Genomic DNA, 12,321 nt, shown 5'->3' with positions numbered 1-12,321 from the left:
ACCCGCACCCGCCACACGACCGCCCCCCGAGCTCCAAGGGTCCAAATGGGTGGGCTCCGGCACTCCCTCGTCGTGTCGGCGCCCCCGCACGAACCCCTTCCTCTTCAGTGGGCCGCATCCGTCTGATCAGCTCCATATACGCCGAACGTGATCAGAGCCGCCCCCGTCCCCGTTCTCCCACCGCGGAGCGAGGAGGTCGCAGTGATGCCGATTCCCCACGACCGCGTTCGACCGCGGGTCCTGCGCCGCTCGCTGGCGTTCCTGGCCGCAGGCGTGCTCACGATGCCCCTGCTGAGCGGATGCAGTGAGGAGGACCCGGCGGGCAGGCCCGTCGCCGGGCAGGACATCGCGCCGGCCGCGCGGAACCTGGTCGCCGACGGCGGCACCCTGCGCTGGGCCGTGGACGCCGTACCGGAGACGCTGAACACGTTCCAGGCGGACGCCGACCCGGCCACGGCGCGGATCGCCGGCGCCGTACTGCCGTCGATGTACCGCCTCGACACCAGCGGACGCCCCCAGCTCAACTCCGACCACCTGGAGTCCGCGAAGGTCGTCGAACGCGAGCCCCGGCAGGTCGTCCTCTACAAGCTCCACCAGGAGGCGGTGTGGAGCGACGGCCGGGAGATCGGCGCCGCCGACTTCGCCGCACAGTGGAGGGCCCTGTCCGGCAAGGACTCCGCGTACTGGACGGCCAGGAACGCCGGCTACGAACGCATCGAGAAGATCGAGCGGGGTGAGAACGACCTGGAGGTCCGGGTCACCTTCGCCCGTCCGTACGCCGACTGGAAGGCGCTGTTCTCGCCGCTGTACCCGAAGCAGGTGATGGGCACCCCGGACTCCTTCAACGACGGCGCCCGCAAGAAGCTCAAGGTCACCGCCGGGCCGTTCACGCTGAAGGACGTCGACCGCAAGGAGGGCGAGGTCACGCTCGCCCGGAACCCCCGCTGGTGGGGCCGCCCGGCCAAACTCTCCGAGCTGGTGCTGCGCGCCGTACCGCGCGCCCAGCGGGCCAAGGCGCTGGCCGAGGGCAAGGTCGACATCGCCGAGATCGACTCGGTGCAGGCCGAGCGGATCATGCTCGCCTCCCGTGACAAGAAGGGGTCGCGGGGCGCCGGTCCGCTCTCGCGGAGCGGCCCTCACCCTGCGCACGGACCCATGGCCCCGGACGGCTCCCCCGCCCACGGTCCCGGCTCCGGCCTGACCCCCGCGAAGTCGTTGCGGTCCTGGGCCATCGCGCACGGCTCGGACGAGGAGGCCGCGGACGCCGAGACCAGCGCCCGGGAGAAGCGGCGCGACGCGATCGCCGAGTACACCGCCCAGCAGTCCGCCCTGCGCGGCTTCGCCGTCCGCCGGTCCCTGGAACCCGCCTTCACCCAGCTCGCCCTGAACGGTTCCGAAGGCCCCCTCGCCGACGAGCGCGTCCGCCGCGCCGTGGCCCGTGCCCTCGACCGCGAGAAGCTCGCCGCCCTCGTCCTGGAACCCCTCGGCCTGCCCGCCGTCCCCGTCGGCAGCCACCTCGCCCTCGCCGGCCAGGCCGCCTACGCCGACAACAGCGGCGCCCTCGGCGGCCACGACACCGACGAGGCGCGGGCCCTCCTCGCCGACGCCGGATGGGAACAGGGCGGCCCCCTCGAGCCCCCCAAGGAGGGCAGGAAGGCGGCCGGAGCGGAGGGGGAGAAGACCAGGAAGAAGGACGCCTCCGAATCCGGCTCCGGCGAATCCGACTCCTCCGAGGACGAGAGCACGTACATCGTCGGCGAGGACAACAGGCCGTACGAGGCCGACGAGAAGACGGGCAAGGGCGACGACGAGAAGAAGGGGGACGAGGGCGAGCACCTCGCTCAGGACGGCAAGCGGTTCAAGCAGGGCGGTGCGCCCGGCGCGTACGCGCCGCAGGGGACGCAGGCGCCCGCCGATGCCGCGAAGGGACCGCTCGCCAAGAACGGCAAGCTGCTGACCTTGCGGTTCGTGCTGCCGTCGGGGCCGGGGACGGAGTCGCTGCGGGCCGTCGGTGAGCGCATCGCGGTGATGCTGGAGCACGTCGGGATCCGTACGGAGATCACGAAGGTCGCCGACGAGAGCTACTTCAAGGACCACATCGCGAACGGGCAGTACGACCTCGCGCTGTACTCCTGGCCGACCTCCGCGTACCCCGCCACCGACGCCCGGCCGATCTACGCCAAGCCGGTGCCCGCGGCAGACGGCTCGCTGAGCGTCGAGCAGAACTACACGCGCGTCGGCACGGACCGGGTCGACCAGCTCTTCGACCAGGCCGTGGCCACCCTCGACGAGTCCGAGACCCGCTCCCTGATCCGCAAGGCGGACGCCCGCATCTGGGCCGCCGCCGGGTCCATCCCCCTCTACCAGCGGCCCCAGCTCGTCGCCGCCCGCACCGGCCTCGCGAACGCGGGCGCCTTCGGCTTCCAGACCCCCGTCTACGAGGACATGGGCTTCCTGAAGAAGGGCGCGAAGGGACCGGCGCGGCCCACAGGAAAGTAGGGGATCATCCCGGACTCCGGCCGCTGCCCTCTACGACCCACCCGGGCGGCGACCAGGTGCACGATGGAGTGAACCCGGGGCCAATCGATCTCGGGCGGGCCCCTGTGGTCATAGCGTCGATGCTATGACGCGGCGTACGGTCAGAACTTGAGCCGGAGGTCGCCGAATGGCTTGGCGGACTCGACGACAGACGCTGGGCCCAGGCCCTCATGCACCTCGACCTGTTGGAACAGCGAGGGGTCCACCTCGGCGAGCCGTACACCCGTCAGCTCGACGGCAAGCTCAGGGAACTGCGCTTCTACTGCGGCGCCGCGCGCGTACGGATCACGTACGTACGGATCACGTACTGGATCGCTACCGGGCGACGCATTGTCATGCTCACCGTGTTCGCGAAAACGAGGATGCGTGAGTTCGCCGAGGTGGAACGGGCTCGCCAGGCGATGAAGAAGTGCCAGGCCGAAGGCCACACAGTGGACGAGGAGGAGCTGTGACGGAAACCGGGCGAACCAGCCTCGCGGATGCCCGCCGGGCCCGGCCCATGACTCACGAGACCGAGGAGGAGTACGCGGCCGCGCAACTGCGTTTCGCTCTCGGTGAGACCGTGCGCGCACGGCGACAGGAGCTCGGTCTTTCGCAGCGGGAAGTCGGTCGCCGAGCGGGCATGACCCAGTCGGCCGTGGCCCGCTTCGAGGGCGGGGGCACCGTGCCGACTTTCCCCGTCCTCGACCGTCTCGCACGGGCTCTGGGTCTCGAACTGAGGGTGGAGTCGTCGCCGCAGATCAGGAGTGCCTGAGCCGGCCCGGAACCCCTGCGGAGGCCGTCCCCCCGGCGGCCCCGTACCATGGGGTGAGGCCGTGGCGTGTCCAGCCCGGCAGGGTCCGCGCGACACAGATGTCAGCGCAGGCCGTCCTCACACCCGGGAGAAGCGCCTCACTATGGCCACGCGCCACGACATCCGCAACGTCGCCATCGTCGCCCACGTCGACCACGGCAAGACCACTTTGGTCGACGCCATGCTCAAGCAGGCCGGTGCCTTCGCCGCGCACGCCGCCGAGTCGCTCGACGACCGCATGATGGACTCGAACGACCTGGAGCGTGAGAAGGGCATCACGATCCTCGCCAAGAACACGGCGGTGAAGTACCACCCGAAGGATGGCGGCGACGTCATCACCATCAACATCATCGACACCCCCGGCCACGCCGACTTCGGCGGCGAGGTCGAGCGCGGTCTGTCGATGGTCGACGCGGTCGTGCTGCTCGTCGACGCCTCCGAGGGTCCGCTGCCGCAGACCCGTTTCGTGCTGCGCAAGGCGCTCCAGCAGCGCCTGCCGGTCATCCTGTGCATCAACAAGACCGACCGCCCGGACTCCCGGATCGACGAGGTCGTCAACGAGACCTACGACCTCTTCCTGGACCTGGACGCGGACGAGGAGCAGATCGAGTTCCCCATCGTCTACGCGTGTGCGCGTGACGGTGTCGCCTCGCTGACCAAGCCGGAGGACGGCACCGTCCCGGCCGACAGCAACAGCCTGGAGCCGTTCTTCTCCACGATCCTGTCGCACGTCCCGGCCCCGTCGTACGACGAGGAGGCCCCGCTCCAGGCGCACGTCACCAACCTGGACGCCGACAACTTCCTCGGCCGTATCGCGCTGCTCCGCGTCGAGCAAGGCGAGCTGCGCAAGGGCCAGACCGTCACGTGGATCAAGCGTGACGGCACGATGTCCAACGTCCGCATCACCGAGCTGATGATGACCGAGGCACTCACCCGCAAGCCCGCCGAGATGGCCGGCCCGGGTGACATCTGTGCCGTCGCCGGCATCCCGGACATCATGATCGGCGAGACCCTCGCCGACACCGAGAACCCGATCGCGCTGCCGCTGATCACGGTCGACGAGCCGGCGATCTCCATGACCATCGGTACGAACACCTCGCCGATGGTCGGCCGCGGCGGCACCGGCAAGGGCGCGGAGAACAAGGCCGTGGTCAAGGACCGCAAGGTCACCGCCCGGCAGGTCAAGGACCGTCTCGACCGCGAGCTGATCGGTAACGTCAGCCTCCGTGTCCTCGACACCGAGCGTCCCGACGCCTGGGAGGTCCAGGGCCGTGGTGAGCTGGCGCTCGCCATCCTGGTCGAGCAGATGCGCCGCGAGGGCTTCGAGCTGACCATCGGCAAGCCGCAGGTCGTCACCAAGGACGTCGAGGGCAAGACGTACGAGCCGGTCGAGCGCATGACGATCGACGTCCCCGAGGAGCACATGGGCGCGGTCACGCAGCTCATGGGCGTCCGCAAGGGCCGCATGGACAACATGTCGAACCACGGCTCCGGCTGGGTCCGTATGGAGTTCGTCGTCCCGTCCCGCGGCCTCATCGGCTTCCGTACGGAGTTCCTGACCGGCACCCGTGGCACGGGCATCGCCCACTCCATCCACGAGGGCCACGAGCCGTGGTTCGGCACCCTGACGACCCGTAACAACGGCTCGCTCGTCGCCGACCGCTCCGGCGCCGTCACCGCGTTCGCGATGACGAACCTCCAGGAGCGCGGCGTGCTGTTCACCGACCCCGGCACCGAGGTGTACGAGGGCATGATCGTCGGTGAGAACTCGCGTTCCGACGACATGGACGTGAACATCACCAAGGAGAAGAAGCTCACGAACATGCGGTCTTCCTCGGCCGACTCGTTCGAGGCGATCGTCCCGCCGCGCAAGCTCTCCCTGGAGCAGTCCCTGGAGTTCTGCCGCGACGACGAGTGCGTCGAGGTGACCCCGGAGGCCGTACGCATCCGCAAGGTCAACCTGGACGCCCGCGAGCGCGCGCGTGCCGCGAGCCGCGCCAAGCACGGCTGACAGACAGGGATTTGGCCCGGTCGCCCGCGACTGCGGGGGACCGGACCAAGTCGTGCCCGGTGGCGGCATGCGGCGCGCGGCCTGCCGCGTAGGAGCACGATCTGCCGCCGCCGTGGCGGCAGATGAGCGTGTCGCCTGCTCCGGCGTCGATCGGTCCGGCATCTCCTCCGGACGTCGCTACGCGTGTAGACTACGGAACCGCAGCACGTACCGGAGTATCTGTCGACGCTTCTGTCGAAGCGTCAAGAAGTCCCGGTTCTCCGCCTCATGGAGGGTCGGGCTTCAGGTGTATCCGCATACAGGGGAGGTCCTGTGGGGATACTGGGGATTCCGGGAAGGGTGCGAAGGGTGTGCAGGGGAGGCTGGACTTCCGGCCGGGACTCTTCGGTTCACTGTCTGTGAGCTGTGAAGCACCGTTCGGATATCGGTGATCCAGCGATCAAGTTTCGGACATGTAAACAAAAATCGTTCCCTGTATGTCCGTTTCGCCTATTTCTGATCTTGCCTGTCAAGCGCGTGTAGGTGTCAATCTTTGCAATTTTTGCTCAAAATATGGACGGTAGGGAGATCCCTATGCCTTCCGCCCTTGACGCGCGTTGACCGCCTTGGCGAAAGTTCCCCCAAACCACAGAACCTGCCGGTATCTGTGCTGCGCTCAACTCTCCAACCCCCCGGGGGAAGAACAGACATGACCAGTCCAACCAAGGCCGAGGGCTCCGGCTCCGCGGTCGCCTTGGACCCCGAGCTCGAGACGACCGCCGAGGTCGCCAAGGGTGAGAAGAAGCTTGAGGGTCGTTCCCCCGGGCAGTTGATGTGGCAACGGTTCAAGCGGGACCGTACTGGAGTCGTCTCCGCGTGCGTAGTGATTTTCTTCTTCGCGATCGCCGCGCTCGCGCCGGTCATCTCGAAGGTGTACGGCAAGGACCCCTACACGCTCTACGCGCAGGAGCCCGACTTCCCGTTCCTGCTCGACGACTTCGCGATGCCCACCGGTTCGTTCGGTGGCATGTCGGGTGACTTCTGGTTCGGTGTCGAACCGAAGCTGGGCCGCGATGTGTTCACGATGCTGCTGTACGGCATGCGGACCTCGCTGTACATGGCGGTCGTCGTCACGGTGGCCAGTGTGATCACCGGTGTCCTCATCGGCATGGTCGGCGGCTACTTCGGAGGTCGCGTCGACTACTGGGTGGGCCGGGTCACCGACTTCTTCCTCGGCTTCCCGCAGCAGCTCTTCTTCATCGCCTTCATGCCTGTGGTCACCGCGCTGTTCGTCGACCCGAGGGACGAGACGCCGACGTATCTACGTGCCGTGTCCATCATCCTGGTGATGTGGTTCCTCGGCTGGATGGGCCTCGCCCGTCTGGTGCGCAGCTCGGTGCTCTCGCTGCGTGAGCGCGAGTTCGTGGAGGCGGCCAAGGTGTCCGGGGCCTCACCCTGGCGCATCGTGCGCAAGGAGATCCTGCCGAACATCGTCACGCCGATCCTGGTGCAGGGCACGTACATCCTGCCCAGCACGATCCTCTCGATCGCCTTCCTCTCGTTCGTAGGTGTCGGCTTCGTCGAACCCACCCCCGACTGGGGCCGCATGTTCGCGGTCGGAGCCGACGTCTACGAAGAGGACCCGATGTTCATGGTCTTCCCGGGCGTGGCCATGGTGGTCTTCGTGCTCTGCTTCAACCTTCTCGGCGACTCCGTCCGGGACGCATTCGACCCCAAGACCGGACGGTAATCGTCCATTGGTGGGTGGGGGGACTGCCACCCCCGATCCGGGTTCACCCCCGGGCCGTCAGGCAGTACTCGTGGACAACTATCAACAGGTAGGTGCATAGGCATCATGAAGCCCATCAGAAACCGCACCACGCGCGCTGTGGCCGTCGCCCTCGTGGCCGGCTCCCTGGCGCTCGCCGGCTGCGCGGACAACGGCAAGAGCGACACCAAGGACAACTCCAAGTCCCAGGACGACGCCGCCGAGCAGTCGAAGCCTGTCGCCTATGGTGACGCCGCCGCCTCCACCGGTCCGGCCGAAGAGGTCAAGGGCGCCAAGTCCGGCGGTGTCATCAACGTCTACGCGCAGTCGGACATGACCCACCTGGACCCGGGGCAGATCTACGTCTCCGACGCCGGTCAGATCGCCAACCTGCTGCACCGCGGGCTGACGAACTACCAGGAGGACGACAAGGGCAACCTGACGGTCGTCGGTGACATCGCCACCGACTCCGGCACGTCGTCCGACGGCGGCAAGACCTGGACGTACACGCTCAAGGACGGCGTCAAGGACGAGGACGGCAACGCCATCACCTCGGCCGACGTCCGCCACACCATCGAGCGCCAGTACTCCAAGGTCATCTTCGACGGTCCGTCCTACGTCCAGAGCTGGCTGTCGGGCTCCGACTACCGCAAGGCGCTGCCGGACGGCCCGTACAAGGGCAAGCACCTGCCGGACTCCGTGCTGGAGACCCCGGACGCCAAGACGGTCGTCTTCCACTTCGACCAGCCGCGCCCGGACCTCCCGCAGGCCCTGGCCATGGCCGGTTACGCCATCGTGCCCGAGAAGCAGGACACGAAGGAGAAGTACGACAAGGCCCCGGCCGCCCTCGGCCCGTACAAGATCTCCGAGTACAAGGCGGGCAAGTCGCTGACCCTGGTCAAGAACGACCAGTGGGACCCGAAGACGGACTCGGTGCGTCACCAGTACGTCGACGGCTACCAGTTCACCACCACCATCAAGCAGGCCAGCCAGACCAAGCGTCTGATCGCCGATCAGGGCGAGGCCAAGAACGCCATCCAGTTCACGGACTCGGTGGACCCGGCCCAGCTGTCCAAGGTCATCGGTGACGCGAACGCCAAGAAGCGCACGATCCAGGGCTACCAGCCCTACGTGTGGCAGATGACGTTCAACCTCGACAGCGCCAACATGAAGGACAAGAAGGTCCGCGACGCGATCACCTACGCGATCCCGAGCCAGGCCATGGTCCAGGCCGACGGTGGTCGTTACGGCGGTGAGGTCGCCGGCGGTCTGATGGCGCCGACCCTGCCGGGCTACGACAAGACGTACGACCCGTTCGGCAAGCTGAAGAAGCCCAACGGTGACCTGGACAAGGCCAAGGCGCTGCTGAAGGAGGCGGGTGTCAAGGACGGCACCAAGCTGACCTACGCCTACTCCAACACCCCGCGTGGCCAGGCCCAGATGGTGATCATCAAGGACACGCTGGCCAAGCTCGGCTTCGACGTCCAGGCCAAGGAGATCGACCGGGCCAGCTTCTACGAGCAGATCGGCAAGCTGAAGAACCCGTTCGACCTCTACATGACCGGCTGGGGCCAGGACTGGTCCTCCCCGTCCACGGTCATCACCCCGGTCTACGACGGCACCCTCGTCTCCGACGGTGGCTCGAACTACTCGCACATCAAGGACTCCCAGGTCGACGGCCTCATCAAGAAGGCGCTGACCGAGGAGCCCGAGGCCGCGGCCAAGACGTGGGAAGAGGCTCACCACCGCATCGTGGAGGAGATCAACCCGGCCGCCCCGGTCTACTACTCGAAGCAGATCCAGCTCTTCGGATCGAACATCGGTGGTGCCCGGTACAGCACGGAGTCGAGCTACCTCGACATCAACGACCTGTTCCTGAAGCAGCCGTAATCCGTCAGCCCGGCTGATCCGCGGGGGTGTGCGCCAGGCGGAGCGCACCCCCGCGGTCGGTACCACCCCCTCCGACCGCCGCGTTTTCGAAGAGAGCATCCACCCGCCATGCTTCAGTTCCTCATCCGCAGGCTGATCGGCGCCGTCGTCATCATGTTCCTGATCGGCGCCTTCACGTTCTTCCTGTTCTATACGATCCCCCAAGACTTCGCGCAGCTGTCCTGCGGCAAGAACTGCTCCCCCGAGAACATCGCGGTCATCAGAGAGAACCTCGGTCTCGACAAGCCCATCACCACGCAGTTCTGGGAGTTCATGTCCGGCATCGTCGTCGGCCGGGACTTCGCGGTGGGGCACTGCTCCGCGCCGTGCCTGGGTGTCTCCTTCAACAGCGGTGAATTCGTCTGGGACTCCATCGTCGACAGCTTCCCGCTCACCCTGTCGCTGACCATCGGCGGACTGGTGATCTTCCTGATCCTGGGCCTCGGATCCGGTCTGCTCGCCGCCTGGAAGCGCGGCACCGCTGTCGACAAGGCCGTCAGCGGCGCGTCGATGGTGCTCAGCTCGTTCCAGATCTACTTCCTCGGCCCGATCGTCCTCGGCATCTTCGTCTACAGCACCGGCTGGATGGAGAGCCCCCAGTACATCCCGATCACCGAGGATCCGGTCGGCTGGTTCATGGGCATGCTGATCCCCTGGGCCGTCATGGCCACGATCTTCACCGCCCAGTACACGCGTATGGCCCGCTCGACGATGATCGAGCAGTTGGCGGAGGAGCACGTCCGCACGGCCCGGGCCAAGGGCATGAAGCAGCGGTACGTATTCTTCCGTTATGCCTGGCGTGGTTCACTCATCCCGATCGTCACCATCATCGGCATGGACCTGAGCGCGTTGCTGTCCGGCGCGGTGGTCACGGAATTCACCTTCGACCTGGCCGGTCTCGGGCGCCTCGCGGTCGACTCCTCGCTCGGCAAGGACATTCCGGCGACGATGGGCGTGATGCTGTTCGGCGCGTTCTTCATCCTGATGCTGAACATCATCGTGGACATCGCCTACGCCTACATCGACCCGCGCGTGCGCCTCAGCTAGGAGAAATACCGTGACCACTCTGACCAAGACCGAAGGTGAGAAGGCCCCGACCGGGCCGGAGGCCTTCCTCTCGGTCCGCGACCTGCGGGTGCGGTTCTCCACCGAGGACGGCATTGTCAAGGCCGTCGACGGGCTCTCCTTCGACGTCGAGCGCGGCAAGACGCTGGGCATCGTGGGCGAGTCGGGCTCCGGCAAGTCCGTGACCAACCTGACCGTCCTCGGCCTGCACAACCCCAAGACCACCACCGTCGAGGGCGAGATCATCCTCGACGGGAAGGAACTCGTCACCGCCAAGGAGAAGGAGCTGGAGCAGCTCCGAGGCAACAAGGTGGCGATGATCTTCCAGGACCCGCTGACGGCGCTCTCGCCGTACTACACGGTGGGCCGGCAGATCGCCGAGCCGTTCATGAAGCACACCGGCGCCTCCAAGAAGGAGGCCCGGCAGCGGACGATCGAGATGCTCGCCAAGGTCGGCATCCCGCACCCGCAGACGCGCGTGGACGACTACCCGCACCAGTTCTCCGGGGGTATGCGCCAGCGCGCCATGATCGCCATGGCGCTGATCTGCGACCCCGACCTGCTGATCGCGGACGAGCCGACCACCGCGCTCGACGTGACCGTGCAGGCGCAGATCCTCGACCTGCTCAAGGACCTCCAGCAGGAGTTCGGCTCCGCGATCATCTTCATCACGCACGACCTCGGCGTCATCTCCGACATGGCCGACGACCTGCTGGTGATGTACTCGGGCCGGGCCGTGGAGCGCGGCAGCGTCCGTGAGGTGCTGCGCAACCCCACGCACCCCTACACCTGGGGTCTGCTCAGCTCGATGCCCCGCCTCGGCGGCGACACCGCGCAGGCACTCACGCCGATCCCCGGCTCCCCGCCCAGCCTGCTCAACCCGCCCACCGGCTGCCCGTTCCACCCGCGCTGCGCGTTCACGGGCGAGGTGAGCGGCAACCGGTGCAGCACCGAGCGGCCGTCGCTCGGCGAGGGGCGCGACTCTGCCTGCCACCTGACGGCGGAGCAGAAGCAGACCATCTTCATCGACAAGATCCAGCCCCGGCTGCGCTAGGGAGAACCGAGACATGAGCGACAACCTCACCCTCCCCGCACAGCAGGGCTCCAAGGACACCGCGGCCGAAACGCTTCTCAAGGTCGAGGGTCTGACGAAACACTTCCCCATCTACGGCGGCTTCCCGATCAAACGCAAGGTCGGTGCGGTCCAGGCCGTGGACGGCATCGACCTGACCGTCGGTGTGGGCGAGAGCGTCGGCCTCGTCGGTGAGTCCGGCTGCGGCAAGTCGACCACCGGCCGACTGATCACCAAGCTCATGGAGCCCACCGGCGGGAAGATCACCTACAAGGACCAGGACATCACGCACGCCTCGCGCAAGCAGCTGGCGCCGGTCCGGTCCGAGATCCAGATGATCTTCCAGGACCCGTACTCCTCGCTGAACCCGCGGCAGACGGTCGGCACGATCATCAAGTCGCCGATGGAGGTCAACGGGATCAACCCCGAGGGCGGCCGGGAGAAGAAGGTCCGCGAGCTCCTCGAACTGGTCGGCCTCAACCCCGAGCACTACAACCGCTTCCCGCACGAGTTCTCCGGCGGTCAGCGCCAGCGCATCGGGGTCGCCCGCGCGCTCGCCCTGAACCCGAAGCTGATCGTCGCGGACGAGCCGGTCTCGGCGCTGGACGTGTCGATCCAGGCGCAGGTGGTGAACCTTCTTCAGAAGGTCCAGGACGAGCTGGGCATCGCGTTCCTGTTCATCGCCCACGACCTCGCCATCGTCCGGCACTTCTCGAAGCGCGTCGCGGTCATGTATCTCGGCAAGATCGTCGAGGTCGCCGACCGTGACTCGCTCTACAACCGGCCCCGCCACCCGTACACACACGCCCTCCTCTCGGCGGTGCCCGAGGTCGCGATCGACGACGAGGCGGAGGTGAAGGAGCGGATCCGGCTCGCCGGCGACGTGCCCTCACCGATCGCGCCGCCGTCCGGCTGCCGCTTCCGTACACGCTGCTGGAAGGCTCAGGACAAGTGCGCCTCCGAGGAGCCGCCGCTGGTCCAGCTCTCCGGCAACCTGGACGGCCACCTGACGGCCTGCCACTTCCCGGAGGACCCGACGACCGAGGCCCGCGCCGAGGACGTCGTCCTGGACCCGGCGCTCAAGGCGCTGGAGGACAGCGCGCCGGACGAGTCCGGCGCGACGGTCACGAAGGGCTGACCGGCCATTTTTTCGCTCGCTACAGGGC

Annotated in this window: 8 protein-coding genes and 1 pseudogene; all 9 read left to right on the top strand. The window is 67.3% G+C overall.

Annotated elements, in window-relative coordinates; genetic code table 11:
• Nucleotides 1-204 precede the first annotated feature (204 nt).
• The 9 genes and pseudogenes from ACFU53_RS41730 (at nt 205) to ACFU53_RS41690 (ending at nt 12,293) form a co-directional block, all read left to right on the top strand.
• A complete protein-coding gene (locus ACFU53_RS41730) occupies nt 205-2,499 on the top strand; it encodes an ABC transporter family substrate-binding protein (protein ID WP_384004916.1) in 2,295 nt (764 codons plus the stop codon).
• 176 nt (nt 2,500-2,675) lie between these two features.
• A pseudogene (locus tag ACFU53_RS41725) lies at nt 2,676-2,990 on the top strand (type II toxin-antitoxin system RelE/ParE family toxin); the annotation flags it as partial.
• The gene (locus ACFU53_RS41720) at nt 2,987-3,292 is read left to right on the top strand and encodes a helix-turn-helix domain-containing protein (protein WP_384004914.1); all 306 of its coding nucleotides are present in this window, start codon (nt 2,987-2,989) and stop codon (nt 3,290-3,292) included. The pseudogene ACFU53_RS41725 and the gene ACFU53_RS41720, both read left to right, overlap by 4 nt.
• Nucleotides 3,293-3,434: 142 nt before the next feature.
• Entirely contained in the window at nt 3,435-5,342 is a 1,908-nt protein-coding gene (typA, locus tag ACFU53_RS41715) for a translational GTPase TypA (protein ID WP_384004912.1), read from the top strand.
• 688 nt (nt 5,343-6,030) lie between these two features.
• Nucleotides 6,031-7,071: an ABC transporter permease gene (locus tag ACFU53_RS41710; protein ID WP_384004909.1), complete on the top strand. Its 1,041-nt coding sequence runs from the start codon at nt 6,031-6,033 to the stop codon at nt 7,069-7,071.
• A gap of 105 nt (nt 7,072-7,176) precedes the next feature.
• On the top strand, nt 7,177-8,979 hold the full coding sequence (locus ACFU53_RS41705; protein WP_384004908.1) for an ABC transporter substrate-binding protein: 1,803 nt from the start codon (nt 7,177-7,179) through the stop codon (nt 8,977-8,979).
• Between the two features lie 108 nt (nt 8,980-9,087).
• Nucleotides 9,088-10,065 (top strand): ABC transporter permease, encoded by a 978-nt coding sequence (locus tag ACFU53_RS41700; RefSeq protein ID WP_384004906.1) that lies wholly within the window; start codon nt 9,088-9,090, stop codon nt 10,063-10,065.
• A 10-nt stretch (nt 10,066-10,075) separates the two neighbouring features.
• Nucleotides 10,076-11,137 (top strand): ABC transporter ATP-binding protein, encoded by a 1,062-nt coding sequence (locus tag ACFU53_RS41695; protein WP_384004904.1) that lies wholly within the window; start codon nt 10,076-10,078, stop codon nt 11,135-11,137.
• Nucleotides 11,138-11,150: 13 nt separating this feature from the next.
• Nucleotides 11,151-12,293, top strand: a complete 1,143-nt coding sequence (locus ACFU53_RS41690) for an ABC transporter ATP-binding protein (protein WP_384004902.1) — start codon at nt 11,151-11,153, stop codon at nt 12,291-12,293.
• Nucleotides 12,294-12,321: the final 28 nt, after the last annotated feature.

The organism is Streptomyces sp. NPDC057474, assembly GCF_042802555.1.
In the GTDB taxonomy this organism is placed as follows: domain Bacteria; phylum Actinomycetota; class Actinomycetes; order Streptomycetales; family Streptomycetaceae; genus Streptomyces.
This window is presented reverse-complemented; position numbering and strand designations above follow the sequence as displayed.

Bases quoted from the DNA above. Each gene is read 5' to 3' on its own strand.
- ACFU53_RS41700 (WP_384004906.1), top strand. From the start codon at position 9,088: ATGCTTCAGTTCCTCATCCGCAGGCTGATCGGCGCCGTCGTCATCATG.
- ACFU53_RS41730 (WP_384004916.1), top strand. From the start codon at position 205: ATGCCGATTCCCCACGACCGCGTTCGACCGCGGGTCCTGCGCCGCTCG.
- typA (WP_384004912.1), top strand. From the start codon at position 3,435: ATGGCCACGCGCCACGACATCCGCAACGTCGCCATCGTCGCCCACGTC.
- ACFU53_RS41710 (WP_384004909.1), top strand. From the start codon at position 6,031: ATGACCAGTCCAACCAAGGCCGAGGGCTCCGGCTCCGCGGTCGCCTTG.
- ACFU53_RS41705 (WP_384004908.1), top strand. From the start codon at position 7,177: ATGAAGCCCATCAGAAACCGCACCACGCGCGCTGTGGCCGTCGCCCTC.
- ACFU53_RS41690 (WP_384004902.1), top strand. From the start codon at position 11,151: ATGAGCGACAACCTCACCCTCCCCGCACAGCAGGGCTCCAAGGACACC.